General features: G+C 60.8%; 17 protein-coding genes. 7 read left to right on the top strand and 10 right to left on the bottom strand.

Features of this window, described 5'->3' with window-relative positions:
- The first annotated feature begins 219 nt into the window (after positions 1-219).
- Positions 220-1,563, top strand: a complete 1,344-nt coding sequence (locus tag VGY55_21975; GenBank protein ID HEV2972651.1) for a cyclopropane-fatty-acyl-phospholipid synthase family protein — start codon at positions 220-222, stop codon at positions 1,561-1,563.
- Positions 1,564-1,672: 109 nt separating this feature from the next.
- Here VGY55_21975 and VGY55_21970 read toward each other — a convergent pair whose 3' ends face one another.
- The 3 genes from VGY55_21970 to VGY55_21960 form a co-directional block, all read right to left on the bottom strand.
- Positions 1,673-3,124, bottom strand: coding sequence for an alkaline phosphatase family protein (locus VGY55_21970; GenBank protein ID HEV2972650.1), 1,452 nt, complete (start codon positions 3,122-3,124; stop codon positions 1,673-1,675).
- Between the two features lie 147 nt (positions 3,125-3,271).
- The gene (locus tag VGY55_21965; protein HEV2972649.1) at positions 3,272-3,886 is read right to left on the bottom strand and encodes a superoxide dismutase; all 615 of its coding nucleotides are present in this window, start codon (positions 3,884-3,886) and stop codon (positions 3,272-3,274) included.
- A gap of 136 nt (positions 3,887-4,022) precedes the next feature.
- Positions 4,023-6,272 (bottom strand): diguanylate cyclase, encoded by a 2,250-nt coding sequence (locus VGY55_21960; protein HEV2972648.1) that lies wholly within the window; start codon positions 6,270-6,272, stop codon positions 4,023-4,025.
- A 376-nt stretch (positions 6,273-6,648) separates the two neighbouring features.
- Between VGY55_21960 and VGY55_21955 the strand changes: the two genes are divergently transcribed.
- The 4 genes from VGY55_21955 (at position 6,649) to VGY55_21940 (ending at position 11,991) form a co-directional block, all read left to right on the top strand.
- On the top strand, positions 6,649-7,515 hold the full coding sequence (locus VGY55_21955) for a fumarylacetoacetate hydrolase family protein (GenBank protein ID HEV2972647.1): 867 nt from the start codon (positions 6,649-6,651) through the stop codon (positions 7,513-7,515).
- A gap of 243 nt (positions 7,516-7,758) precedes the next feature.
- Complete coding sequence (locus VGY55_21950; GenBank protein HEV2972646.1) at positions 7,759-8,907, top strand: hypothetical protein; 1,149 nt, start codon at positions 7,759-7,761, stop codon at positions 8,905-8,907.
- Positions 8,908-9,090: 183 nt separating this feature from the next.
- Positions 9,091-10,659 carry a glutamate--tRNA ligase gene (gene gltX, locus VGY55_21945; GenBank protein ID HEV2972645.1) on the top strand — a complete coding sequence of 523 codons (1,569 nt, stop codon included), beginning with the start codon at positions 9,091-9,093 and terminating at the stop codon, positions 10,657-10,659.
- A gap of 204 nt (positions 10,660-10,863) precedes the next feature.
- Complete coding sequence (locus VGY55_21940; GenBank protein ID HEV2972644.1) at positions 10,864-11,991, top strand: tetratricopeptide repeat protein; 1,128 nt, start codon at positions 10,864-10,866, stop codon at positions 11,989-11,991.
- Between the two features lie 49 nt (positions 11,992-12,040).
- Here the strand turns inward: VGY55_21940 and VGY55_21935 are convergent, their stop codons facing one another.
- Complete coding sequence (locus VGY55_21935; GenBank protein ID HEV2972643.1) at positions 12,041-13,036, bottom strand: GGDEF domain-containing protein; 996 nt, start codon at positions 13,034-13,036, stop codon at positions 12,041-12,043.
- A gap of 641 nt (positions 13,037-13,677) precedes the next feature.
- On the opposite strand from VGY55_21935, the gene VGY55_21930 reads away from it, so the two are divergent.
- Positions 13,678-14,934, top strand: a complete 1,257-nt coding sequence (locus VGY55_21930) for a hypothetical protein (GenBank protein HEV2972642.1) — start codon at positions 13,678-13,680, stop codon at positions 14,932-14,934.
- Positions 14,935-14,947: 13 nt separating this feature from the next.
- Positions 14,948-18,625 (top strand): cytochrome c biogenesis protein CcsA, encoded by a 3,678-nt coding sequence (ccsA, locus tag VGY55_21925; GenBank protein HEV2972641.1) that lies wholly within the window; start codon positions 14,948-14,950, stop codon positions 18,623-18,625.
- 42 nt (positions 18,626-18,667) lie between these two features.
- Here ccsA and VGY55_21920 read toward each other — a convergent pair whose 3' ends face one another.
- The 6 genes from VGY55_21920 to queA form a co-directional block, all read right to left on the bottom strand.
- A complete protein-coding gene (locus tag VGY55_21920) occupies positions 18,668-20,032 on the bottom strand; it encodes a hypothetical protein (GenBank protein HEV2972640.1) in 1,365 nt (454 codons plus the stop codon).
- 139 nt (positions 20,033-20,171) lie between these two features.
- On the bottom strand, positions 20,172-21,311 hold the full coding sequence (gene aroC, locus VGY55_21915; protein ID HEV2972639.1) for a chorismate synthase: 1,140 nt from the start codon (positions 21,309-21,311) through the stop codon (positions 20,172-20,174).
- 264 nt (positions 21,312-21,575) lie between these two features.
- Positions 21,576-22,772, bottom strand: coding sequence for an aminotransferase class V-fold PLP-dependent enzyme (locus VGY55_21910; GenBank protein ID HEV2972638.1), 1,197 nt, complete (start codon positions 22,770-22,772; stop codon positions 21,576-21,578).
- A gap of 744 nt (positions 22,773-23,516) precedes the next feature.
- Positions 23,517-23,777: a hypothetical protein gene (locus VGY55_21905; GenBank protein ID HEV2972637.1), complete on the bottom strand. Its 261-nt coding sequence runs from the start codon at positions 23,775-23,777 to the stop codon at positions 23,517-23,519.
- A gap of 25 nt (positions 23,778-23,802) precedes the next feature.
- Positions 23,803-24,420, bottom strand: coding sequence for a phosphoesterase (locus tag VGY55_21900; GenBank protein ID HEV2972636.1), 618 nt, complete (start codon positions 24,418-24,420; stop codon positions 23,803-23,805).
- 160 nt (positions 24,421-24,580) lie between these two features.
- Positions 24,581-25,627, bottom strand: coding sequence for a tRNA preQ1(34) S-adenosylmethionine ribosyltransferase-isomerase QueA (gene queA / locus VGY55_21895; GenBank protein HEV2972635.1), 1,047 nt, complete (start codon positions 25,625-25,627; stop codon positions 24,581-24,583).
- Positions 25,628-25,721 lie beyond the last annotated feature (94 nt).

The following is a 25,721-nucleotide window of genomic DNA, read 5'->3' as shown; positions in this document are numbered from 1 at the left end:
CAGCCTTAATCCGGTCTTGTAAACGGCATTCCATTGCCTACCTCCCCGTCGATTCCTATGTTTCCATGCACCAACCCCAAAATCCAAACCCGAAGTCATAACCTCAACGTGCCAAACTGCAAAGTGCGGAATGCACCCGTCAATCCGTATCCGCTGCAATTCGCCTTCCCCCATATACCGGCCAGCACTAGAATCTTGCGAATCCCAAGGAGGGGACGCATGTTTCCATTCTTCAATTCTCCGGATCGGCAGTTGGCTGCCGCACGTCGGGTTTGTTCGCACCTGGCGGAAAACTGCGACATCCCGATCGCCGTTCGGCTGTGGGATGGCTCGATCAATCCGCTCAGCGATTCGGATTGCCCGTTGACGATCGCCATTCGCAACCCCGGCGTCATCAGCACGCTGATCCGTTGGCCGACGCTCGACAACTTGCTCAGACAATACGCGACCGGTGGAATCGACTTCGAGGGGGGCGACCTGACCGAGTTCGCGGAGGCGATCAGTGCTCCCGGTCGCAAACCGAAACTGCGCGACCTGAGCAAGAGATTGTTGCTTTCCGCGGCCCTGGCGTTTTTATGCGCACCGGCCGAGAAACAGCAGGTCCAGCACGCCTTTGCTGGTGACTACGACGGCGTCGATCCCAAGCGCCGCGACAACCGCGACTACATCCAGTTTCACTACGATATTGGAAACGATTTCTATCGCCTGTTCCTCGATCCTGAGATGCTGTATTCGTGCGGTTACTTCACCGACCGGAACAACTCGCTCGAACAGGCCCAGCAGGACAAGCTGGAAATGATCTGTCGCAAGCTGCGGCTGCAGCCGGGCGAGCGATTTCTCGATGTTGGCTGCGGCTGGGGTGGTCTGATCTGCTACGCCGCCGAGAATTACGGAGTCGAGGCGCACGGCGTGACACTCGCTCAAACTCAATTCGATTACGTGCGCGAGAAGATCCGACAACGCGGGCTGAATGGCCAAGTGACGGTGGATTTGCGAGACTACCGCGAGGTCGAGGGAACTTTCGACAAGATCGCCAGCGTGGGGATGTTCGAACATGTGGGCATCGCCAACATGGCGGACTATTTCAATAAGATCAACTCACTCTTGCGCGACCGCGGCATCTTTTTGAATCACGGCATCTCGCGACGGGCGAAGGCGGAAGCGAAACGATTTCGCCGGCGCCGGCCCGAGCAGCGATTGATCGCGAAGTACATTTTTCCGGGGGGTGAGCTGGATCACATCGGCCACACGCTGGAATCGCTGGAAGCCAGCCGGTTCGACGTTCACGATGTCGAGGGGTGGCGCGAGCACTACGCTCTCACGACTCGGCACTGGTGCCAGCGACTGTCGGCACGCCGTGACGAGGCGATTCACCTGGTCGGCCCCGAGCGCTATCGGTTGTGGGTGGCCTATCTGGCGTGCGTTTCGGCCGGCTTTCGCGATGGCACGCTCCGGATCTTTCAAGTCGTCGCCAGCAAGCATGCGGCCAGAGGCTTCTCGGAAGTCCCGCTGACGCGAGGCGACCTCTACACGATCGAGCCTCCGCGACGAGTTGCAGCGTAAACTCACCGCTGTTGACCGGTCCGGCGGCTGACGCCAGCCGGCTCGCCGAAGTGCGCGATTTCCTCAATCTGGACGAAAGAGCACGAAAAAGGCAGTTCTCGGGTAGGCTCTACTCGAAATCCAGCGCATTGAGCAAGTCGCCCGCCTTCCGGTCGCGATCGGTGAGGGGAGCGAGATCGAAACGGCGCTCGATCAACTTAAGGATCGAGGTGGTGTCGTATTCGGTGTGATCGACATAACCACGGCGCGCCGATCGCCCGATCACGATCGTCGGGACTCGACTGCCGGGGCCCCAGCGGTCAATTCTCGGCGGCGGCACATGGTCCCAACGGCCGCCGTGCTCGTCGTAGGTGATGACGATCAGCGAATCCTTCCAATACGAGCTGTCGCGGATCGCTTTCACCAAGCGGGCGACGTGCCTCTGTCCGCGAATTAGCTTCGTATAACCGGGATGCTCGTTGTCTTCGCCGAACGGCTTGATGAACGCGACAGCCGGTAACTTGTCGCTCTCGACCAGAGCATCGAAAAAATCGCCCTCATCCTTGAGGTGCAAAGCTTTGGCGGGGGTTCCATCGGCATAGTTCGCGAAGTAAACGAACGGTTGATGGTGGAACTGAAAATACTTGTTGAATTCGGGATCGGTCGCACCCGCCATCGCTCGATCCCACCCGCCCGAATACCAGCTCCACGTGACTCCCTTCGCGTCGAGGCGGTCGCCGATGGTCGGCATCGTAAGACTGGGGAGCAGACGTCGCGGCGTTCTCAGGAACAAGTCATTTCCCTTCGGGTCGCGCTGATGGGGAAGGTTGACGGAGAACACCGTGTTGACCGCATAGCCGTCGGTCGTAACCTGCAACTCGTCGTACTTCTCGCGACGCTCCGGATCGTGGATGATCATGCTTTCGGGAGCGTCCTCAAATCTCGGCGAAGCGGCGGCGACCAGCCAGATGTGGTTTAGGAACGAGCCGCCGAAGGCCGCATGGAAGAAGTTGTCGCACAGGGTATAGCGCTTCGCCAACTTGCCCTCCGGCATATCGCTGGCGTCGTAATAACTCATGACGAGTCCGCTCGCGTCACTCCAGGCGACGAATTTGTCCATCTTCCCGTCGTCGATCTGCAATTGCTCGCGGTAGAATCGGTGCACCAGGTCGCCGGTCTTGTCGTCGGGGCTGACGTACTTTGCCAAGTCGAATGGCGCGACCGGCAGGTCGGCTGGAAATCGTGGATCGGGTTTCGCGGTTTCCGCATTGACTGGCTGGGGTAAGGCTTTGTACGGCTCGCCTTTCAAATTGACCTGCTTGACCGACTCGCCGGCCTGAGCTAGACCGTTTGCGCCGGGGAACTTTCCGTAAAGACCGTCGAAGCTCCAATTCTCCTGATAGATCACGATGATGTGGTTGACGCGGCTGCGAAACGCGGCCAGTTTTTGATCGGCCGATTCGGAGGCGTCCGCAATGGCGCCGCCCGCGAGCGCAACGACCCAGGTCACCAGCGAGATGACCGCGGCAAGCGCCCCGAACATTCGGCAACGGACCGAACGCGGCTGATTCGACGTCGCCATGGCGATGTTCCTCAACAAACGGAGACTTCAGGAGTGGCACGGGAACTCAATCTCCCATCGTAGTTAGCGCGAATCGACAAAAAAAGCCGCGACCATCCCGGTCGCGGCTTGAGTCGATCGCAATCAGCCTAGAATCGGTTCCGCGCGTCACCTCTTGGCAGCGGCAAAACGCTGGCCGACGGCGTCCCAATCGATCACGTTGTAAAACGCGGCGATGTATTCCGGCCGGCGGTTTTGATACTTCAAGTAATAGGCATGCTCCCACACGTCGATTCCCAACAGAGGCGTGTTGCCTTCCATGATCGGGCTGTCTTGGTTGGGGAGGTTACCAACCGCCAGCTTGCCCGTCTTGTGATCGAGATAGAGCCAGGCCCAGCCGCTGCCGAAGCGGGTCGTGGCGGCCTGCGTGAAGGCGTCGGTAAAGCTCTTGAAACCGCCAAGTTCGGCGTTGATCGCGTCGGCGAGCTTACCGCTCGGCTGGCCTCCCTTGCCCTTGCCCATGATGGTCCAAAAGAGCGAATGGTTGGCATGGCCGCCGCCGTTATTCCGCACGGTCATGCGAATCTTCTCGGGCACGGAATCGAGTTTGGCAATCAGCGATTCGACCGGCTGATCGCCCAAATTGGTTCCGTCAAGCGCCTTGTTCAAATTGGTGACGTAAGCCGCATGATGCTTGTCGTGATGGATTTCCATCGTCTTCGCATCGATGTAGGGATCCAATGCGTCGAACGGATAGGGCAGCGGGGGGACAGTGTAGGCCATGGTTCGATTCTCCTATCACCGGGTTCGGGACCAACGCTAAGTCTTCCGCGCAGCATAGCCGATGGGAAGCTGATTGACAATCGTGTGAGAGGAGGGGAAATGACGAATCTCGAACGACGAATGGCGTCGGTCGTGCTTACTCGTCTTTCTTCAGCAGCCAAGGCACGAGCATGTGGGTGGCGCGACGCAAGACGCCTTCATCAGTCTGCGGACAATCGTCGCTCGCCATGAGATACGAGCGAAGGCTCGCCAGCAGTTGACGGGCGCGGCCGATGGCATTCGCGTGGCGGCGGTCCCGATTCCGCTTCGGCCGCATCACGACTTGGATCTTTGTGCGCGTGATCGTTCCGCTTGGCGCATGGGATCCGACGTTGCCACGAACATGCTCCTCGGCGAACGACAATTCGACCACGAGTGGCACCGGCCGATCCGAGCGGCGGCGGAGCGTGAGTGTCCGTTCGCCGTGCACGTGCATCAGAATTCGGCTGTCTTCGATCGATTTTATCTCGGCCGAATGATCGGCGACGAAGCCGCGGAGCTTTTCGATCGCTACCTTGAGCGGCACGGTCGTGATCAGATTCTGTTCGAGGATCGAGCTGGATAGACCCGTCTTCCAGAAACGCCACCAGCGGCGCCTCGATCGCCGCACGTCGCTCGGGCCGGCCCCAAGCTGCACGACCACGTTCCGGCCGGATTGCTTGGCCAATAACAGGGCTCGGTCGGAGCGGCTAAGCATTGTCTCCGCGGTATCTCCGGGCTGCGTTTCGGTGACACCGAAGCTGGCGGTAACCACCTGGCCGCCGAGTGCCGGCTGCGACAGTTCACCGAACGCCCGGCGAACCTTTTCCGCTCGCTCGAACGCCGTGGCTACACCGCAATCGGCGCAGAGCATCACGAATTCCTCGCCGCCATACCGGGCCACCAGATCGCCCGACCGGCAGGAGCCTTTGAGCAACTGGGCGAAGCTCTTGATCACCTCGTCACCGGCGGGATGGCCGTAGTTGTCGTTCACGCTCTTGAAGCGATCGATGTCGCACATGACCAAGCTGCACGGCAACCCGCGCTGCAAGTGCGTCTCGACGAAAATTCCATGCACGCGATCAAACTCGGCCCGATTGGCCACTTGGGTCAGCGGATCGCGAATCGCCTTTTCGTGAAGCCGCTGGCAGCGCTCTTCGAGCGAAGCCTCGGGCGAAACGTCGTGCAACAGCAGCGTCACTCCGTGGATCGTTCCCTCGCTTGGCACGACCGGCATGATATGGACGTCCACGGCCACGTCGCGATCGTTTCGCCCCCGAATCAGAACGCGCCGCATCGATTGGACGCCGCTATGCAAAGCATGGGCGACCGGGCAATCGGCGTCGCTGTAGGCATCTCCCCGTTCATTGCGGAGATGGAACAGGCTGGGGCGGAAAGGCCGCTGGAAGACGGCGGCGCCGTCCAAACCCGTCAGCCGCTCCGCGCCGCGGTTCCAGAGCGTCACCTGCAAGTTATTGTCGAGAAACACGACGGCGTCGTACATGTTGTCGAGCAGCTTTTGTTGGAACAGCGCCTCGGTCACTAGCGGCGTGCGGCCGGCGAAGGAGTTGCTTAGTTGCCAGCAGGACTCGGTCGACGCGGAATCGAGGTCTTGCAACCACTTGGCCGCCATGCGGCGATGGAGCTGCTCCAAGTCGCGTTCGTGCAATTCGCTGAAGCATTGAACCAGCCGCGGATCGAACTGGGTGCCCGCCGACGCGAACAGTTCCTTGACCGAGCGCTCGTGCGAAAAAGCTGGCCGATAAACGTTGCCGGTGGTCATCGCGTCGAAGGCGTCCATGATGGCGATCAGCCGCGACCCGAGCGGAAGGTTTTCGCCGGACAAATTGCCCACCCGCCGGCTGCCGTCATACCAAGCGGCGGCGTTGCCGGCCAAACTTAGCACCAGTGGCGACGCGCAGCAGGCCGTGAGGATTTCGATCGTCATCCGCCGATAGCGATCCATCAACAGCGCTTCCTCGTTCGTGAGCGCGCCGGGCTTCAGGAGCACGCGATCGGGAACGCCGATTTTGCCCACATCGTGCAACAACGCGGCCACCTCGATCGCTTCGCGCTCCTCCTTTGGCAAGTCGAGGGCCGTCGTCCAGGCCGAGCAGCCCAGCGCGACGCGGAGCGAATGACTGGCCGTCGGGGCGTGCTTGCAGCGCAAGGCCATGAACAAGCTGCTCGCCATTCCTAGCCGCACCTGCACCAGGCAGTTTTCAAATGTCTGATCGACGGCCGACAGAGTTGCTTGCTTCCTCGCGCCCACTTGCTGCCAATGTTCCAGCAACGAATTGAGTTCGCTCAGCCGCTCGTCGATCTTGCCGTTGCTGGCGAATCGCTCGTCAGCAGCGGGAGGCGACATGGGTTGCGAATCAATGGCCATCGCACTTTCAGCAGATACGGAGCGAGAGCGGGCACGACGCCGCCGTGGTCCGCTCGACTCGGGGGAAATCGCTAGCGGGAACATGGCAAACGTAGGTTATGGCCCCGGCAAGGGCAAACCGCCCGATTAACCGAGAATTGGCGAATCGATGGCTTGGAGCAGCGGCGCCTGTTACGACGGTCGCGACGCCAAATCCGTTCCGACGCTGCGAGCATCGGCAGGCGATTCCGGCAATGGCCGATTCGTGGGGCCATTTTGGGAAACGCCGTCAATCCGCGGCAACTTGCCGCCAGTTGCGCGGCGCGTTACCGTACAGCACACGTTTGAAATTCGTCCTTCGGCTGGAGGTCGTTGTATGCGATTAGTCAGTTATCAAAGCGCCGCCGGGTCGCGGGTTGCCGTGGCTCGCGACGGGGCGCTCGTCGATCTCAATCGGGCCGATCCGTCGTTGCCCGCCGCGATCGTCGAGTTGCTCGAACTCGGGCCCACGGGAATCGAGCGCGCCGCGGCCGCGGTCGCCGCGGGGAAATCATTTCCGATGGAGAGCGTCAAGCTGCTAGCTCCCGTGCCGCGGCCTGAGAAAGTGATCTGCGTGGGGCTCAACTACGCCGATCATGCCCGCGAGACGGGCAAAGATCCTCCGCCAGAGCCGGTCATCTTTTGCAAGTTTGTGACGTCCGTCGCGGCGCACGGCGATCCGATCGTGCTCCCCAAATCGAGCCGAAAAGTTGACTACGAAGCGGAATTGGTCGTGGTCATCGGGCGAGCAGGCCGGCACATTCCAGTTGAAGAATCGCTCGCGCACGTAGCCGGGTATTGCTGCGGCCACGACGTATCAGCCCGCGACTGGCAGACGGGCAAGCCGGGCGGGCAGTGGCTGCTCGGGAAATCATTCGATGGCTTCGCTCCGTTTGGGCCCGAGTTGGTCACTGCCGATGAACTTGGTGATTCGGGGAATCTACGAGTTCAACTGCGAATTAACGGCCTGACGATGCAGGATTCCTCAACGCGCCAATTCATTTTTTCGGTTGCCGAATTGGTGGCATATATTTCGGGCGTTTGCACACTTCACACAGGCGACGTGATCTTTACCGGCACCCCCCCCGGAGTCGGCTTCGCCCGCAAGCCGCCGGTTTTCTTAAAGCCGGGCGACGTCGTTGAAGTGGAGATCGAGCGAATCGGCGTACTTCGCAATCCGGTCGTTGCGGAACAAGTCGCGTGATTTGCGCGCTCGTCATTATGCAGACGGACAGGTCGAAATGCCGAAGTCGAAGGTAAGGGATAGGCGGACGATAGGTGCTAGCAGTGCGTCCCGGATTGCCGGATTTGCCGCGTCTTGTGCTGGCTTCGCATCTTGAACGCTTCTCCATGCTTTACTCAATCGTCGCGCGCGAGCGCGCGGTTCGATCCAACTTCCGCATGCGCGTTCCCGAGTCCCGAATCACTAGCCCCGAGCCCCTCGAAGATGCAGCTCTTTCAAAGCCATCAACGGGATGAGCGTCGCCGCCGTGTGCTCGCGGAAGACGCCCTCGACGCCGCGGCGATTGCGAAGGTCGCCACGCCGCCGCGCGCCCGAAAGCCGGATGCGTATACGGAGGCGGCACGGATTGCGAACCAACGCCGCATCAGTGATCTTGTCCCCAAAAGCTACTGGACGATTTCGGTGTTGTTCATGGCCGGGCTGACGGCCATCGCGGGGCTGACCGCGGCACACCTTTATTTGCCCGAGTTATCGGCCTGGGGGGCAAAAGACGGAGTCGCGGCGCTCGATTTGGGAGAGCGAGGAAGTTTGGCCTCCTGGCTTTCGTCGTTGTTGCTCGGGCTGGCCGGTTTGGCATCGCTGCTGATCTATTCCGTCCGTCGCCACAAGCTGGACGATTACCGCGGACATTACCGCTGGTGGCTCGTGGCCGCGATGGCGTGGCTCGTGATGAGCGTCGATGCGACCGCGGGCATCCACGATTTGTTCCGTGCCGTGATGACGCGGTTCTCGGGCTACTCGGCGCCGGCCAACGGCCAAATCTGGTGGATCGGCTGTTGGGGGCTGTTGCTGGCCGCGACGGTCGTCCGCTTGCTGCTCGATATGCGGGCCTGCCGGATCGCGCTCTTCATGATCCTGCTTGCGCTGGGCTCATGGAGCACGTCGCTCGCGATCCAATTTGCAGGTGCTCGATTGCCTGGAATTCCGACGGTGCTCGTGGTGGGGACGCTCAAACTATTCGGGCATCTGCTCTTACTCTTGGGCGTGACCCTGTATGCCCGGCATGTGATTTTGCATGCCCAGGGTTTGTTGCCCACGCGCGATCAAAAACCGCGAAAGGAACGAGCTAAGAAGGACGCGAAAACGGCCCCGTCATCCGCGCCGCAAATCGCGAAGATCGACGGTCCCCACAGTTCCGGCCCGTCCGGCGACAAGCGGACCGATCATTCCACCGGTTCCGCGGTGGCCGCGACCCCTCATTCGCATTTAGCCGCCGCCACATTTGTCAACTCCACCAGCGACGACGACGCGTCCGACTTCGAGGAGATGGATTCCGAAGATCGCAATCGCAAGCTGAGTAAAGCCGACCGCAAACGGCTCCGCAAGCAGAAATCGGCAGAACGCGGTTGGTAGCGAGCGGCGGCTTCGTTTGGCGTGGAGCCATCAGAGACGATTCTCTCTTTGCCCGCTGCCGTCGCTGCTGCCTTCGGGTTGAACGAAGAACGTGGCTCAAGGTGTTCCCCTTCCCAATTCGAGTGAAAGCGGGAACAATCCAGCATACTTTGCCCCGATACTTCATCCCGTGGCCGAGCCAAGATGGTCCGCACCCGTTTTGCTCCCAGTCCGACCGGCTATCTGCACATTGGCGGCGTGCGCACGGCCTTGTTCTGCTGGCTCTTCGCTCGACGATATGGCGGACAGTTTCTGCTGCGGATCGACGACACGGATCAGGAGCGGAACGTCGAGGCGGCGCTGGCCCCGATCCTGCACGGCTTTCGTTGGCTGGGGATCGATTGGGACGAGGGACCGGAAGTCGGCGGGCCGCATGCGCCGTACTATCAATCGCAGCGCCTGCCGCTCTATCAAGCGGCAGCCGTAAAGCTGTTGGAGGGCGGTTTCGCTTATCGCGACTACGCGACGACTGACGAGCTACAGGCCGAGCGCGAGCAAGCCCAGAAAGAGAAGCGGCCGTTTCTCTATAGCCGCCGCTGGATGGCCGAGACGGCGGCCGATCGGAAGCGCTTCGAGTCCGAGGGGCGGCAGGGGGTCGTGCGGCTGAAGATGCCGCGTGAGGGGAAGCTCGTGATTCACGACCATATTCGCGGCGACGTCGAGTTCGATTGGGCCCGAGAGCAGGACCACGTCGTCCAGAGGGCGGACGGCACTTGCCTCTATCATCTGGCCAGCGTCGTCGATGATTTCGATTTCGAAATCACGCACGTCATTCGGGCCGAGGAGCATCTCTCGAACACGCCGCGGCAGATTTTCATCGCCCAGGCGCTCGGATATCCGCTTCCCGAATACGCTCACCTGCCGTTTGTCGCGGAGCCGGGGAGCAAGACCAAACTCAGCAAGCGAAAGCTCGACAAGTATCTGAAGAACCGCGATTTTGCCCAACTCATGGAACATGGCCAGCGCATCGCCGCGGCCCTCGGCCTGCAAACGGCCGCGGAATCATTCAACCCCGTGATCGCGGATTTCTACGAGCAAGTCGGTTACTTGCCCGAGGCCATCATCAACTATCTGCTGCTGCTGGGGTGGTCATTCGACGACAAGCGGGAGTTCTTCACGCGCGAGGAGATGGTCGCCAGCTTCTCGCTCGATCGCGTGACGAAGGCCCCGGCCAGCCTCGACGGCAAAAAGCTATGGGCCTTTGAAGATCACTACATGCAGGCACTGCCGCTCAAGCAGAAGGTGGCGATGATGCTGCCCTATCTCCAGCGCGTCGGACTCGTATCGAGCCCGCCTCCCTGCGATGTCGGCCCGAAGCTGACGCGGATCATCGCGGCGGCCGGCGACCGGATCAAAGTGGCCGGCGATATCCTGCTTTACGCCGACTTCTTCTTTGCCGACCATTTCGCTTACGATCCGTCAGCAGTGGAGAAAAACCTCCGCAAGCCGGGGGCGCTCGAGTTGCTGGCGAAGCTCAAGCAGCGGTTGGCGGCGATTGAGCCGTTTGACGTCGAGCCGCTGGAAACGGCGCTGCAACAGTTCATCGCCGACGAGAGGATTAAGATCGGCGACGTGATCCATGCCTTGCGAGTGGCCGTGACCGGCAAAGCGGTCGGGCCGGGGCTCTACGACTGCTTGGCTATCCTTGGCCGGGAAACCAGCCTGGCTCGCATCCAACGGGCACTCGACGAGTTTTCCGGCAGTAGCGGATAGCGATAGTCGCTTGATTCAGACCGTTTGACCTGGAGCCCGAAGGCGACCACGCGGGCGCGTTCCCACGGTCGCCTTCGGCTTCCGGCTAAGCAGCTCGATGGCGGCGAACAAGGATTATCGAGTTGTTTTCCCTCCCGGACTTGGCACGGGCTTAGCCGCTCCTTATGCTTGAATTGGGAAACGAGCCCCAGGACGAATGACCCTATGCCCGCACCGATCCGCCCCGTTGACGAACACGGATTTCCAATCCCTACCAAGTTCGAGGACTGGCCGCGCGGCGGCGAAGACGAACCGCGTCCGCCGCGGCGCTCGATTTCTCAGCGCATGGGGCGGTGGAAGTGGCTGTTCCTGCTATTGGTGCCCGGGCTATTATTCGGCCGGCAGTTGGTCGATTTTGGGCGCGATCTGGTCGCCGGATTTCAAATGCAGCGTGCTTGGCGCGATCTTCAGGTCGGCGAACTGCGAAAGGCCAAGGCCCACATCGATCGGGCGATTGAATGGGAACCCGATGCCGGGGCCCGTGCCGCGGATTTGTCGCTACGGGCCAGGGTCCGTGAGAAGCTCCAAGACCTCGATGGCAGCCTGAGGGATTGCGACCAGGCAATCGCGCTGTGGAATGAAGTCAAGACGCTGCGCAAGGCATCCGACGACTTGCCTGAGACTTATCGGCAGCGCGCCTGGGTGCTGCAACGGCTGGGGCGCCACCGCGAAGCGCTTGCCGACTGCAAGGCGGCCTTGGAATCCTGCCCGCGATGGAGTGTCAATCGGGATCCCACGCTCTACCCGAACTTGCTCAACGAGCGGGCGTACATCTCCGCGCTGTCGGGCCTTGAGGTGGAAGCCGGCTTGCAAGACATCGAACAGGCCATCCGCGAACTCGGCGACGACAAGGCCGAGTTGCTCGACACGCGCGCCTGTCTCCGTTACCGGCTCGGCCAATACGACGCAGCCTTGCGCGACATGCAAGTTGCGATTCGCAGCGTGACAGCGCGTCGAAGTCACTTTCGATTAGGTTGGGACGCGGACCAGGTTCATGCCTTCAGCGACGATCGAGATGATTCACAGATTACCGATCAAGAACTCGCCGTCATGTACCGCCACGAGGGAGAGATCTATCGCAAGCTGAGTGATGATCCAAGAAAGACCGATCGGACGCATCTTAGAAAACTGGCCGACGCCGATCTTGAGAAGGCCGCGTTGCACGGTTTCGATCCAAGCGGCGGCGAATCCCTCGAAGCAAACGAAGCTAAGGGACCAACGGTCGAAGCCGGCAAGCAGTCAGGACAAAGTACGAAAGACGGAACCGAGCCAAAAACGATTGGCGAACTCTGACATCAGAGCGGCGGTCGTTTTCGTGCCGCGACCATCGGTTGTCCGGCTTTCATCGGCTTGCCTGCTCCTGCGGCAGCACCGCTTCGATCTCGGCACGTTCGGTCGCCGCCGGCGATTGCGAATCCGGACTGGTCTCGTTGTCGGAGGCGGAGCGGATTTCCAGGCCGGTGTGGTAGTAGACGCGATTGCGCCCCGCCGCCTTGGCGCTGTAGAGCGCGGCGTCGGCTCGGGCGAGCAAGGTCTGCGGATTGTCGCCATCGACGGCCGCCGAGACTCCGCCACTTACCGTTAGCGGCAGTTTCTGCTCGATACTCTCCCGCAGTCGATCGCTGAAGATGCAAGCTCCCCCCAGCGGCGTCTGTGGCATGACGATCACGAATTCCTCACCGCCGTAGCGCGTTACGACGTCGGTGTCGCGCACGTTGTCGTCCAGCACCTTGGCCACCAATTTGAGGATGCTGTCGCCGTAAAGATGCCCTTGCTCGTCGTTGATCTTCTTGAAGTGGTCGATATCGACGATCACGATCGAAAACGGCAGCTCGTAGCGGTTCATGATTGCGAACATCGAGCCGAGCGTCTCGTCGAGCGCCCGGCGATTGCTCACGCCGGTCAGTGGATCCGTTCGCACTTCGGTGAACGTCATCAGGTGGTTCGACTGCTGGCGGATTTCGTCGTAGGCGTTGGCCAATTGGGCGGCCAATTTGAGAGTCGGCTTGAGCATGCTTTCCGACTCTTGGCAGAGTTCTTGCCAGGCAGATTCGTTCTGGGTGCCTCCGAGCGAGACCATGCGGTTCTTGAACCGCACGACGCTGGCGTGGTGCGTGGCCAAATGCCGCCGCACCAATTCGGCGATCTTTTCCAATTCCTTGGCCACGGCCTGGGCCCGTTTCAATTCGCGGCGCGACTGATTCTCGGTCTCTTCCCGGCCGGATTGCCGGCGCTTGCCGAGGAGGTAACCGATCACCGACACGATCGCCAACGCCAACGGCGTGGGAAGCCCGATTGTCGACAAATCAAACTCGCCAAGCAGCATTTCGAGCGACACGATCGAACCTGTTCTGTTCCGGGAAAAAATCTAAGAGCGCCTAACAGATCCGGCGGGGACTGTTCCCTTCTCCTCGCCGGGTTTGTTAGGCGTTCTAATAATTCGACCTCGATCCGAATCCGCGTAGAAAAAATGCCCCGACCGCCAGCACGCCGCACAGTACGATCAGCCAAGCCTGCCGGTCGAAACGATAAATCCAATTCATAGCCGCCGTCCAGGCCTGCCCGACAAAGTTACTGCCAAAGACTAGATACAACGGCGCGGCCAGCGCGCAACACAGGGTGCCCCTCGGTCGCTGGCTCACGACGTTTGCTTGAGGACGACGAAACTTGCTCAGGAATCGGCGCATAGCTCTACCACTGGGTACACCCGGTTTCCGGGTTCTCCGGTGAAAACCGCTCTTTCAAGTCTAGGTCAAAAAAGCCGGGCAGGCGGCCGGAACATGAGGGGCGGCATCTGGCAAATCTGCAGGCGCTTTTGTGGCTCAGTTCGTAAGCAGCCAACCCCGTTTTCGTCCGCGGGAAATTGGGATTTCCGCGATTTTCGCTACCCTCAACCTTCATGGTCCCCGTTCTTGCCGCCGTTGCTCCGCATCCGGATGCGCCTATACACCCGGACCAACCCGCCCGTATAATCAACCGATGAATCCCGCCCCCGACCCGATCCCGTCGGCCGGCGATCCGCCGGACGTTGCTCTCGGTCGCTGGGTCGTCGCCAAAACCAGACGAAATTCTCCCGTGCCCACCCGTCTCGCGCTGCTTTTCGGTTTCGCCCTATCTGCCGGGGTTTTCGCGGGTTGCGAACGGCCCGAGGAGATAGAGCATTACCGCCAGACGAAGCCGGACATATTGCTGAAGACCTACTTCAACGAGACCGAGCCGCCAGCGGATGAAAGCCCCCCCGAAAAGGATCGGATGTTCGCGGCAATCGTGCCGCACGGGACCCAGTTCTGGTTTTTCAAGCTCGTTGGCCCAGCGGATGCCGTGCGGCGCGAGAGCGACCCGTTCGCGGCGTTGATCGCTTCGGTCCGTTTTGGCGGCGACGACGCGTCGCCCAAATGGACGCTCCCCAAAGATTGGCGCGAGCTGCCGGCTTCCGGCTCCGGCCCGGCCAAACGTTTCGCGACGCTTCAGATCGGCTCGGGCGAAAAGCCTTTAGACGTGACAGTCACGTCGCTTCCGCGTAAGCCAGATGAAGACGACAGTGAAGCGACGCTCAAGAACGTCAACCGCTGGCGTGGCCAAATGAGCTTGCGCCCGATCGAGCAGCTTTCTGGAGCGATCCGTGAGCGTAAGACGGCCGATGGTGGGCCGGCGTATGTTCTGGGGCTGACCGGCAGGCATCAAACTGGCGGCATGAGCCGCCCCGTCGCGGGCGGCGACCAGCCTGAACTTCCCGAGGGTCATCCCGCGATCAGCCAGGGAGCGCGGCCCGCCGAGCCGGCGCCACCACCCGCCGAGACGGAAAACGCGGAATTCAAATACGACATTCCCGCCGGCTGGCAGCATGGCAAACTGAGCGTCATGCGAAAGGCGGCGTTCGTGGTCCAAGAGGGCGACAAGAACGTCGAGATCACGGTGGTCACTTTACCGCCGTCTTCCGCGGACGTCGCGGCGAATGTCAACCGCTGGCGCGGGCTATTAAAGCTCCCGGCGGCCGACGAGAAGGAGATTGCTCAGGCCGTCAAGCCGATCCAAATCGGCGATGCGGCTGGCAGCTACGTAGAAATACTCGGGCCGAAGGATCCGGTTCCGCAAAAAGCGATATTCGGCGCGTTCGCGCCGCGCGGCGATCAAGTCTGGTTCATCACCCTGCGCGGCGACGCTAACCTGGCCGAGCGCGAAAAACCGCGCTTCGAGGCTTTTGTGAAGTCAATCCAATTCGGCTCGCCGAAATGACCTGGAGCGAATGATGGCGACGAACGTATTCCCGGTCGATAAACCGATCAGGCCCGGAGGATTTGTACCGGCGCCCGCGCGCCGGGACACCGCATTGTTCGAGCGGATCTTCCGGCCATTGGCATCGCTAAAGCTGACGGTGGTCCTGTTCGCGATGGCGATCTTCATCATTTGGTCCGGTACGCTGGCACAGAAGGAAAGTGGCATTTGGGTTGCCATCGGACAATACTTTCGCACTTGGTTTGCCTTTGTCGAATTCAAGATATTTTTCTTTTTTCTGGCGCGGCCGCCCAATGGGACGAGCGGCTTCTTCTTTCCGGGCGGGCGATTGATCGGCGTGTTGATGGCGATCAATTTGCTGGCGGCCCATGCGGTGCGTTTCAAGATGCAGGCTCGAGATTGGCGTTTGCCCGCCGGGCTGGCGGTGATCGCGGCGGGGATTGGCTTGCTTGGCCTGGTGGTCGTCGTGGGAAACCACTTGTCGGGGGTGCAAGCCGGGAGTCCAGTTGAATGGTCGACGTTATGGTTCATTTTCAAGCTCGGTCTCGCCGCGGTCGTGGCAGCCGGAATCGCCGGACTATCGCTTCTGAATTGGTCGCGGCGGTTTGAGCGGAACCTGCTGTTGGTGGGAACGTTGATTCTTGCCGCGTCGCTCGCATGGCTTCTCTATCGAAACGACTTCGTGCCAAATCCGTCATCGCTCCGAATCGTTTGGCAATTGATCGAAGGGGAGGCCGTCGGGCTGACCCTCTTGGCAGGCTGCTTGTTGCTATTCAAGAAGCGGGCCGGAATCGTACTGATCCATGCCGGCGTCGGCCTCATGATGTTCAACGAGTTGTTTGTGGACGTCACCGCGAAAGAGCCTCAGCAATTGACGGTGCGCGAAGGCCAGGCTCGGAATTTCGCGGAAGACAGCCGTACCTGCGAATTGGCCGTCGTCGATAAATCCGCTCCTAAGACTGACGATGTGGTCGTGATTCCGCAATCGAGGCTCCGCCCCGGCGACTTGATCCACGACGACAACCTGCCGTTCGACTTAAGAGTGCTCCAATTCATCGAGAATTCCGAGTTGGCCGATCCAGCCCCTGGTGACAAGACGATTGCGACCGCAGGCGCCGGCTTGGACAACATCGCCGTCGCGGTCAGTCCCGGCAAGGGGACCGATACGAGCAGCAAGGTCGACGTTGCCTCGGCGTACGTGGAACTCCTGAAGAAGGGGACTCACGATCCGGTCGAAACGCATCTCGTAAGCGTCAATCTGGAAAAGCCGGACCGGATCGAGTTCGACGGCAAGGAATACGAAATTGCCTTGCGTTTCAAGCGAGTCTACAAGCCGTATGTCGTGCGCTTGGTGAAAACGGAGGAAGTGGATTGGCCGGGCACGACCATGCCGCGCTATTACTCTTCGGATATTCACTTGGTTAGCACGAATTCTCCCGAGGATCGTCACGACCACATTTGGATGAATAATCCGCTGCGCTTTGGCGGCGAAACATTCTATCAGAGCGGCTTCACCCAGATCGGCGACGTGAAGTATTCCACACTGAGCGTAGTCGACAACACGGGTTGGATGATCCCGTACATCGGCTGCATGATCGTCGCCACCGGCCTGTTGGCGCATTTCCTCGGCGTGCTGCTGCGGTTCACGCGGCGATTGTCGCCCGGTCAGCAGAGCGCGTTGCAAGCAAGTGGAGGAATCCCGGCCGACGCGATCTTACTTTCAGAAAAGTCGGACCGCGCCGCGAAGCCTCTCTGGCTGTCCACCGCAGCCGATTTTTTCCCCTGGGTTGTGGTGGCCGTCTTGGCCGGATGGGCCCTCAGCAAAGCGATCGTTCCCGGCGCATCTCCGGACGCCATGCACCTCTTCGAATTCGGCGAGATCCCGGTGATGCACGAGGGGCGAATCAAGCCGATCGACACGCTGGCTCGCACTAGCCTCTGGGCGATCACGGACGCCCAAACGTATGTCGACGATCAGGGGCGCACTCGTCCGGCGATCGAGTGGTTGCTGGACGTGGTTGCCGATCCAGAAAGAGCCAATAAGCAGCAAGTGGTCCACATCGACAATCCCGATGTGCTCAACATGCTCGGCTTGCCGCGTCGGAAGAGTCTTCGCTACTCGATCGACGAATTGAGCGACCACATGCCCGACATGAAGCAGCAGGTGGACAAGGCCGAAGCAACGGACCCCGAGCGACGAAGCGCTTACCAGGAACGGATTCTCGACCTTGCCCGCCGGATCACGGCGTACATCGTGTTGCGCGAAGCATTTGACCCCACGCAGTTCCCGGGGCTGCCCAGCGAGCAAGAAATCAAAGAGAATCCCCGATCGGCATTCGACAGTACCTTGGAAATCAGCCATCAATGGGATAGGCCGGGTAAGAATAGTCAAGAGAAACCGAAGCCGCTGATCGTGCCGATGGACACGCTTGGTGGCGAATGGCACTCGTATGCGTCGGCCGTGGTGCTTGCCTACGTGAATGCGACGGCTCTCCAACAGCCGCCAGACGAAGCCACCCGTTCGCTCGCGTCGATGTTCAAAGCCTATGGAAAGCGCGATGTTGCCGGTTTTAACACCGAATTAGCGAAGTATCGCGCACAACTCGATGCCGCCCCGCCTAAGCCGTTCGAGCCGGCGGCGGTCAATTTCGAGGCGTTCTTCAATCATTTCGCTCCGTTCGAGTGCGCGTTTTGGCTCTATTTGTTCGCGATTGTGTTGGCGTGCCTGGGGCTGTTGGGATGGTTATTGGGGTGGAGCGGCCCGTTTAACAAAGCCGCCTTTGGCGTGATTGTCTTTGCGCTGGCGCTGCACACTTTTGCCGTGATCGCGCGGATTTATATTTCCGGATGGCCGCCGGTCACAACGCTTTACTCTGCTGCCGTGTTCATTGCATGGGCTGCAGTGTTGTTGGGCATCGTGCTGGAACTCGTGTATCGAATTGGCATTGGAAACCTGATTGCCGGAGCGGCAGGCGCCGTGGCCCTCGGCACTGCCCAATTGATCTTCGAGGTTTTGGATACCGGCAAGGATACAATCGTTGTGCCTGAGGCGGTGCTTGCCACGCAGTTTTGGTTGGGTACGCACGTCGTTTGCGTCTCGCTCGGCTACGCCACGACGTTCGTCGCCGCGCTGATCGGGTTTTCATATATCATGTTTGGTCTGTTTACGCCTCTCCTTGGATACCGTTTGGATCTTCGGACCATGAGCGTGGAACCCAGCTTAACGAACGCAAACCTTGGCCGCGGCGCGTCAGTCGGCACCACCACCATTGGCAAAGTGTTTGCCAATATGATTTACGGTTCCGTATGTTGCGCGATCTTTTTCAGCTTCGTCGGCACGGTGCTCGGCGGATTGTGGGCCGATGATTCTTGGGGCCGGTTTTGGGGTTGGGACCCCAAGGAAAACGGCGCCCTGATCATCGTGCTATGGAATGCACTTGTCTTGCACGCTCTCTGGGATGGGATCGTGAAGGATCGTGGCTTGGCCGTCTTAGCGCTTGGCGGAAACATCGCCATGATTTGGTCGTACTTCGGCGTGAATTTCTTGGGGGTCGGCTTGCATTCATACGGCTTCACCGACGCCGGGGTTTGGGTGGTGCCCGGCATCATCGTTGCATGCCATTTGGCGCTGATGGCGCTCGGCTCGATCCCAAGGCGGTTTTGGTGGAGCAATCGCGCGGCGGCCGCATGACCGGCGTGTTTGCGAGCGACGGACCGCACGCGAAAACGTGCCCTACTCTTGTCCCTCGCTTCTTGTCCCTCGCCCCTCGTCCCTCGGTCCCAGCCGCACTCGGCCTTGCGGGGGCTGTGTGGCCGGCGGCATCACCTGCGGCACTGGCAGGCGGCGCATCAGCCAGTCGGTCTCGCGCGTGGCGGGCACTTGCACTTCGCTCTGCGGAACGAGCGTTCGCAGCAGCGCGACGACCGGCCCAGACGATCCGACTGATGACGACAACAGCGCCGTCGCTCCGCCGCGAACGATCACTCCCGGCGAGCCTTCGCATTGGCCGCGGAGCGTCAGCCCGGCGGAATCGATCTCGAACGAGAAAGCGATTTGATCGTAGGGAATTATCGAGGCGCCGGAATCCGTCGCGGCGGCGCCATTCAGATGCAGGTGTTCCGCGGCCGACGTCAACAGCGACTGGCTCACCATGCCGGGCCCAGCCGCTATCGTGCCGTTGGCTTCTACCAAACGGCCGCGACGGAAGCGGGCCTTTTGGATTGTGATTTCGGCTGTTCCCACGAGGTGGTGCGGGAATTGCTCCGTGATGGCCGTCTGAAAATCGACTTCCGTGAACTGTCCGGTCAACTCTCCTTCCCAGCCATCGGCCGTTTCAATCGCCCAAACCGACCCGCGGAACCGGGCTCGCTCGCCAAGTCGATTGGCGATCCCCAGCGGAACCATCAGCAGCGAACAGGGGGCCGCCGTCCCGCCCGTATTCAGTTCGACGTGGCTCACTGCGGGCAGTTCGAGGTGGTTCACCGCCGAGCGTTCGACGTTGCTCGTCGTCCGCGAATCGACGAGCTTCCGCGAGTAGCGCAGCCGGATCGGCTCGGCCGAATCGATGCCAGCCAGGCGGAACTTAAGCGACGCGACGCGCTCCCCGTCACCGCCAGACTTGGCATCCAACTGTCCCAACACTTCGGTGAGCGTTTGCGAGCCACCCGGCCAATGCAACGTCGCTGCGCCGGCGGTCAGGCTAGTCGCGGGCTGGGGATCTGTCGTGCTGCGAATTCGCTGTTCCACGGTTTCCCAAAGCTTCGCCAGTTTTAGAGCGTCCAATTCCGGCTGCGATGCGAACAGAGCCGTCAGATCATTTCCGTGGTCCGTTTCGAGCGACCGCGTCTGGACAAGCGGTGCGCCCGTCTCCGGGTCGGCAACTTCGACACCTTCATAACGCGTGGCTCCTGGTCGCGGATACGATACTCCGGCCAGCGACACGCGCAAACCTAGCTCGTGCGACAATGCCGCAGCGCAGGCCGTGCTGTGTGCCGTGCTAGTGCGCGAGCTAGACCACGCGAAGACTGCCGCCGTCGGCAGCACGCAGAGGGCCAAGAATCCGGCCCGGCAAAGCACCCGTCGCGTTCGATCGTGCATGCGAACCTCCGTGTTCGGAATGACGAATGTCCGAATGCCGAACGACTCGATTTCCGCCTGCGATTCGTCATTCGTGGTTCGTTCATTCGTGCTTCGTCATTCTTTAGACATTCGTCATTTGGCATTCGTCATATCAGCATCATCTCTCTCTCGCCATCTTAAGGAACATGTCATACCGCGCCTGCATTTCCCCGAGGCTGTCGCCGCCGAACTTATCGATAAGCGCCCCGGCAACCTCGAAGGCCACGACGTTTTCAACGATCACACTGGCCGCGGAAACGGCGCACACGTCGCTCCGCTCGTAGGAGGCGGCCTCAGGCTGCTTTGTCTCAAGGTTGATCGATTCGAGCGGTTTGCGGAGCGTGCTGATCGGCTTCTTTGCCGCCCGGACCACGAGGGGCTGGCCGTTGGTCATTCCGGCCTCGAGACCGCCGGCATTGTTCGTCGGGCGGACGAAGCCGAGATTGGGTGAATTCTTTTGGCTCTCGTCGTAATGAATCGGATCGTGCACATGCGAGCCACGCCGCCGGGCGGCCTCGAACCCCAGACCGATCTCGACTCCCTTGATCGCCTGCACCGACATCACGGCCTGGGCCAACCGCCCATCAAGCTTGCGGTCCCATTGGGCATGCGAGCCAAGTCCAAACGGTAGCCCCTCAACGCGCGTTTCCACCACTCCGCCCAGCGTATCTCCTTCCTTGCCGCACTCGTCGATCAGCGCCTTGAGCTGGCCGTCTTGCTCGGGGTTAAGCGAATAGACCTCGCTCGCGTCGCGCAATGCCCGCTGCTCGTCGAGCGTGCCGGGCTTGGGGGGAATCGCCACGCCACCGATCTCGACGACATAGCCAAACGCGCGGATTCCGAACGCTTCCAGCAATTGCTTGGCGAGCGCCCCTGCGGCCACGCGAACCGTTGTTTCGCGGGCGCTGGCTCGTTCCAGCGTCGCGCGGATCGAGCCGAGAAACTTGATCGCCCCAGTGAGGTCGCCGTGGCCGGGGCGCGGCCGGGCCAGATCGCCGAGTCGTTCGAGCTTGGAGTCCTTGTTGACCACTTCGAGCACGATTGGGCTGCCGAGCGTCACGTCGTGCCAAATGCCGCTCTTGATCTCGACCTTATCCGTTTCGATTCGCTGCCGGCCGCCGCGGCCGTAGCCCCCTTGGCGGCGGTGCAGCTCGACATCGATCGGCTGCGTGTCGATTTTCACGCCGGCTGGGAAGCCGTCCACCAGCGCCACAAGCGCCTTGCCGTGCGATTCACCGGCGGTTAAGTAACGCAACATGGGGAGCGATTGAGGTTTGCGGCAACGAAATGAACTGCTAGCAAAGCGGGGCCAATCGCTCAATTTTACTTGGACTGGCCTGATGCCGATAGATCGAGTCCGCGCGGCCCGGTGGAGCAGTGGAGCTTCAAAGTGTTTTGATAGGGTGGGTGCCATGCTCACGACTTTGCGTGGGCATGGGACCGCGCTGTCGCGTGGCCACTCAGGGCAGTGGCCATGGCACCCGGCAAAAAATTTGCGGCTCCGCCAGTTTTTTTGCGCTTGTTAGGCGAGGCTGCTCAATTGCCGCAGACGGCTGACCGTTTCAACCACCTTGAGAATCGCGAAATCGACCTCTTCCTCGGTGTTGAACCGCCCCAAGCCAAATCGCAAGCTGGCGCGGACCAGGTCTTCGTCGATTCCCAATGCCCGCAGCACGTGACTTGGCTCTGGGTTCGCGGAAGTGCAAGCGCTTCCGGAACTGACCGCCAGGTCGCGCATGTTAAGCAGTAATGCCTCGCCATCGACGTAGGCAAACGAGAGGTTGAGATTGCCCGGAAGTCGCGGCCCGGGGATTTCCAGGACCGGCCCGTTGAGCGAAACGCCACTCAATCGTTCTTGCAACCCCGCGTACAGCCGCGACCGCAGCGCCGCCAGCCGATTCATTTCGGCGGGCAACTCGGCCGCGGCAATTTCGAGCGCTTTGCCGAACCCCACGATGCCCGGCACATCGAGCGTTCCGCTGCGCAGCCCGTGTTCTTGCCCGCCGCCGTCGATTTGCGGCTCCAGCTTAACGGCCGGTCGCTGTCGGCGAACAAACAGCGCGCCGACGCCTTTTGGCCCGTAAACTTTGTGGGCCGAAAAACTCATCAAGTCGATCCCGAGCTGCACGACGTCGACCTGTATCTTGCCGACCGCTTGCGTGGCGTCGCAGTGCAGCGGCACGCCGCGCTCGCGGCAGACGGCGGCAATCTCGGCGATCGGCTGGATCGCGCCGATCTCGTTGTTCGCCAACATGACCGAGACGAGCGCCGTCTTGTCGCTGATCGCGTCCGCCACTTGCTCTGGCGAGATGAGGCCGGCCCGCGGGCCGCCGGCCTGCTCGACCGAAAGCAGCGTGATTTCAAAGTCGCGTCGGCCCAGATGCATGAGCGGATCGAGCACGGCCTTGTGCTCCGTCGCGACGCTAACGATTTGATTGCCGCGTGCGCCGACCGACTCCGTCACTCCGCGGATCGCCAGATTGTTGCTCTCAGTCGCTCCGCTCGTGAACACGATCTCGCGCGGCTGCGCGCCGACCGTCGCGGCGATGGTCTCGCGGGCGCGATCGACGGACTCCTTGGCCTCCCAGCCAAATGGATGATTCGTGCTCCCCGCATTGCCATATTTCTCGTCGAAATACGGCAACATCGCCTCCAACACCCGCGGATCAACGCGAGTCGTCGAGTGGTTGTCCATGTAGATCGGCAATTGCAACGGCATATCAGGATTTCGCGTCTATCGACTATTTCGTTTGCGCAAGCATCCGGGTAAAGTCGAATCTGTGCGGCAACCTTCTTTACAACGGTAGGTGACGATGTCTGACCCGAATCCATACACATCGCCAAAGTTGCCGACGACTACCGTCGAAGAAAAGCGGCAATTGGCGGTTCGCCAACGTGCTCGAATAGCCTCATCAATACTCGGAGCCGGAATTGGGCTGTCGGTCGCCGTCATTTGGTCAGTGTCTCTTCGGAATGCCGGGCTTCCCCTTACTATTCAACTCTGGTTTTTCATTAACATGACCGGGTTAACTCTCGCGGGAGCCACGGTCGGAGCAATGCGATCGTCGCCGCGACTGGTTGGGATGGTTGCTGGGCTCGTGTTCTTCGCGCTAATAACCGCAATTGTGGGGCCGAAGGATAGCCGGATCATTCTATGGCTCGTCGTCTTCTCGGTTTCCGGTGGCGGATTGGGGTTTTTGGTCGGATACCTCTTCACGGTGATCCATTTGGTAAAATGGTGGTTAGGATGACGACAAGGTGTCGCCGCGATGCGACTTCGGCTCTGTCGGCAACTTGCGCTCACTCGCTCTTAGGCGGTTTGCCCCGGTTCGCCTCGGCGGCCAATTGGTCGAGCAAAGCTGTCACATCCAATTCTACCGCCCATTTGCGCAAATAGTCCCAATCGAGACGGCCGAATTGCACCAGGGCGACGCCAAGAGCATCTTGAACAGCTCTTCGACCGTCACGGTTTGATCTCGACACCCGGATAGACCTTGCGGAACAGCTTTTCGCCCAATCGAAGGCGGATCACCGCCAGGCGAACCTGATCATCGGTGTAGTCAGGATGACGGAACCGCACGCCGTCAGTCAGCACCTGGCGAAGGTTTTTGCAGAGTTCAAAGGTCAGCTTGGCCCGCCCCTCCACGCCGAGCCGACGCATCACGTCGATCTGCACCCTGAAGGCTTCAAGCGTCGTGTCGCGGGGAATAGCGGTGTATTCCATAGAATTAATTGCTCGGCGACGAACTTCACCCATACAGCGCTCGCAGGCAAATCTGCGACCACGTTTCGAACCGGCTCAGGTCGGCCAAGAGTTGCTCGACCCGGCGGAAGCCGGCTTCGATGATTTCGCTTTCGCGCGGCTGAACGTCCGGCCGCTCGACATCGACCAGGTGGACGACGCCGAGATGGACCTGGCCGACCGGCGTCTCGTCGTCGTTGATCAGGCCGACGCAGCGTTCGACGACCGGGCTATCGATGATCACTTCTTCCTCAAGCTCCCGCCGCATCCCTTCGGCATACGGCACGGCGGCTTCGGAGACTCGGTCATCGATGGAAATATGCCCGCCAACGCCGATGCTTTGCTTGCTGTGCAGCCGGGCCTCGCCCATTCCCTTGCCTCGGGTGTATTGAAAGATGGTCGTTACCCCCGCCGGCTCGCGATGGCGGAAGATCACGTAGGGGATCAACTGCTTGAACGACGGGTCTTGCTCCACTTCGCCGCGCGGCCGATAGCTCGTGTTCCGCGGGCTGAGCAACTCGCCTAGATAGCGGTTCACGTCGGCCGAAAAGCCCTGGAAGTGCCCGAGCCGGTGAAACAATTCCGTCGGCACGACCAGCACAAGTTCCGTTTGCACTTCCAGCATATCTGTGGCACCTCGTACAGCAGCAGTTCAATCCATTGTCGTTGCTCAGTATAGAGGGGCCGGAGGCCAGGGGCCAGAGGCCGGTGGACGCGCAAGCGGAGTCATACGATCGCCCAACGGGCGGTTTCTTCCCTGGCCCCCGGCCTCTGGTCTCTGGCCCCTACTGAATCAGCATCGCATCGCCGTAACTGTAAAACCGATACTCCTGCCGGATTGCTTCTTCGTAGGCGCGGTGGACCAAGTCGTCGCCGCCGAATGTGCGAACGAGCACGAGCAGCGTGGTCCGCGGGAGATGGAAGTTGGTCAACACGGCGTCCACCGCGCGAAACGCGTACGGCGGTCGGATGAATAGATTCGTCCAGCCGCTCCACGGTTTCAACGGACCATCCGCCGCTGCGGATTCCAGCACTCGGACCGAAGTTGTGCCGACGGCCACGATTCGGCCCCCGTGGCCGCGGCACGCGGCGATTCGCTCGACCGCCGCCGCGTCGATCTGGCCCCACTCCCTGTGCATCTTGTGATCGGCGAGCCGGTCAACCGTGACCGGGCGAAACGTGTCGAGGCCCACGTGCAGTGTCACGTAGCAGATTTCGATCCCAGCTTCTTGCAGCCGCCGCAAAAGTTCCGGCGTGAAGTGCAAGCCGGCCGTCGGCGCGGCGACGGCGCCGGGTTGGCGGGCAAAAACGGTTTGATAACGCTCTCGGTCAGCCGGCATCATCTCGCCGTGACGAATATAGGGGGGCAACGGAACTCGCCCGAGCCGATCCAAAATCGCCAGCGCCGGCTCGCCGCTTTCGGCGTTCATGACCCAGATGCCGCCCTCCAGCCGCTCGACGAGTCGCAGCCGAATGTCATCCTTCCATACCGGATCGACCAGCGTGATCGTCTCGCCGCAGGGCATTTTGCCGCGCGATCGGGCCAGCAGCCGCCACAGCCCCTGTTCGTCGACTTGCAGGAAGAGCCCCTCCCAATGCCCGCCCGTCGCCGTGCGTCGGCCGATCAAGCGGGCCGGCACGACACGCGTATCGTTGAGCACCAAGAGATCGCCCGGCCTGAGAATCTGCGGCAAATCGCGGACGTGGCTATGCGCAAGCGTGCTGCCGCTCCGATCGACGACCAACAGCCGCGCATCCGCCCGATTGGCAAGCGGCTCCTGCGCGATCAAATTCCGCGGCAAGTCATAATCGTAGGCGTCGAGATCAGACACGGCAAAACAAGTATGAAGTACGAGGACGAAGTACGAAAGACGAAGCAACAGGAAGAAGAACCAAGAGCGACAAGTATAATCGAGTTGAGCTTGA

The organism is Pirellulales bacterium (assembly GCA_035939775.1).
Taxonomy (GTDB): Bacteria; Planctomycetota; Planctomycetia; order Pirellulales; family DATAWG01; genus DASZFO01.
Note: the sequence above shows the minus strand (reverse complement) of the source record. Positions and strands in the feature narration are given on the sequence as shown.

Coding starts and splice junctions, on each gene's coding strand:
- VGY55_21930 (HEV2972642.1), top strand. CDS start 13,678: ATGAATCCCGCCCCCGACCCGATCCCGTCGGCCGGCGATCCGCCGGAC.
- VGY55_21905 (HEV2972637.1), bottom strand. CDS start 23,777: ATGGAATACACCGCTATTCCCCGCGACACGACGCTTGAAGCCTTCAGG.
- VGY55_21955 (HEV2972647.1), top strand. CDS start 6,649: ATGCGATTAGTCAGTTATCAAAGCGCCGCCGGGTCGCGGGTTGCCGTG.
- ccsA (HEV2972641.1), top strand. CDS start 14,948: ATGGCGACGAACGTATTCCCGGTCGATAAACCGATCAGGCCCGGAGGA.
- VGY55_21950 (HEV2972646.1), top strand. CDS start 7,759: ATGCAGCTCTTTCAAAGCCATCAACGGGATGAGCGTCGCCGCCGTGTG.
- VGY55_21900 (HEV2972636.1), bottom strand. CDS start 24,420: ATGCTGGAAGTGCAAACGGAACTTGTGCTGGTCGTGCCGACGGAATTG.
- VGY55_21970 (HEV2972650.1), bottom strand. CDS start 3,124: ATGGCGACGTCGAATCAGCCGCGTTCGGTCCGTTGCCGAATGTTCGGG.
- VGY55_21975 (HEV2972651.1), top strand. CDS start 220: ATGTTTCCATTCTTCAATTCTCCGGATCGGCAGTTGGCTGCCGCACGT.
- VGY55_21960 (HEV2972648.1), bottom strand. CDS start 6,272: ATGTCGCCTCCCGCTGCTGACGAGCGATTCGCCAGCAACGGCAAGATC.
- VGY55_21965 (HEV2972649.1), bottom strand. CDS start 3,886: ATGGCCTACACTGTCCCCCCGCTGCCCTATCCGTTCGACGCATTGGAT.
- aroC (HEV2972639.1), bottom strand. CDS start 21,311: ATGTTGCGTTACTTAACCGCCGGTGAATCGCACGGCAAGGCGCTTGTG.
- VGY55_21910 (HEV2972638.1), bottom strand. CDS start 22,772: ATGCCGTTGCAATTGCCGATCTACATGGACAACCACTCGACGACTCGC.
- VGY55_21920 (HEV2972640.1), bottom strand. CDS start 20,032: ATGCACGATCGAACGCGACGGGTGCTTTGCCGGGCCGGATTCTTGGCC.
- VGY55_21940 (HEV2972644.1), top strand. CDS start 10,864: ATGCCCGCACCGATCCGCCCCGTTGACGAACACGGATTTCCAATCCCT.
- gltX (HEV2972645.1), top strand. CDS start 9,091: ATGGTCCGCACCCGTTTTGCTCCCAGTCCGACCGGCTATCTGCACATT.